Annotated in this window: 1 protein-coding gene; it reads left to right on the top strand. The window is 28.9% G+C overall.

Going from position 1 to position 1,147, the window contains the following annotated elements; genetic code table 11:
- Positions 1–361 precede the first annotated feature (361 nt).
- On the top strand, positions 362–1,120 hold the full coding sequence (locus IWX83_RS17110; RefSeq protein ID WP_196831358.1) for a two-component regulator propeller domain-containing protein: 759 nt from the start codon (positions 362–364) through the stop codon (positions 1,118–1,120).
- Positions 1,121–1,147: the final 27 nt, after the last annotated feature.

Raw genomic sequence — 1,147 nt, 5'->3', positions numbered from 1 at the left:
CCCGCCTGCGCAGATGGTACTGCAGTTATGTGGGAGAGTATGTCGTCGCCTTTCTTTTAAAACCCTTCATCAATAGATGAAGGGTTTTTTGTTTTTAAAGGATTTTAGTTTTAGATTTATTATGAATTATTGTAGGAATCACCATTAGTAAATGCTATTTTCGCTTTTAAATACATAATATCTTAATGGAATCTAATTTTTTAATAAAGAGTACTACAGTTAATGTAATTCAGATATCATATGATTTTTTTTAAAAAATATGTGTTACTCAAAATGAATTACTTAATGATTTCATAATCTTTTTTATTTCACCTCGATCAGTGCTTGTTTGTAATTTATTTTTTATTAAAAGGATTTTTACATGCAAAAGCTAAAAAAAACAATTATCTACTTTTGTTTCTTTTTGGTCCCTTTTTTAATCTTTGGTCAATATTTACCTTCTCGTAATTATTCTACCAAAGATGGTTTACCAAATAATGCTGTTAGATCATTATTTTTAGATTCAGAAAATGTTTTATGGATTGGAACTGAAAATGGAGTTTCAAGGATGGAAAATGGTTCGTTTTTTAACATGGACGAGTTAGATGGTTTAGGACACAATAGTTGTTGGGATATCTCTCAAGATACCAATGGAAATATGTGGTTTGCTAGTTATGGTGGTGGAGTCAGTAAATTTAACGGAAAAAAATTCACTATTTTCACTACTAAAGATGGTCTATTAGCCAATAAAACCAGAAAAGTATTTCCGTATAAAAATAAAATGTACGTTGGTACAGAACAAGGGGTTTCTATCATTGATATTAATACCAATAAAGTTGTAACACCAAAAATGCCTACACATAAAGAAGATTTTATTTGTATTTCATTTTTTGAAGATGATGGTGAAGTATATTTCACTTCCATTTTTGATGGTTTATATAAAATTGATGAATCAGGTGAAATTCCCAAAATAGTGCCCATTATTTTACATAAAAACACGTATTGTTTAGGTCTTTTTGGTTCGAGTTTATATAGTGCAAATGATGGCTTTATTGATAAATTTGATATTTTATCACTGCCATCCGAAAGTCGGAAATTAAAATTGCCTGAGAATCCCTTATTTTTGTTTTGCGAAAAATAAAATAATTTTATGGGACTCTTCAGACGA

The organism is Flavobacterium sp. CG_9.1 (assembly GCF_015751645.1).
Classification (GTDB): domain Bacteria; phylum Bacteroidota; class Bacteroidia; order Flavobacteriales; family Flavobacteriaceae; genus Flavobacterium; species Flavobacterium xanthum.
This window is presented reverse-complemented; position numbering and strand designations above follow the sequence as displayed.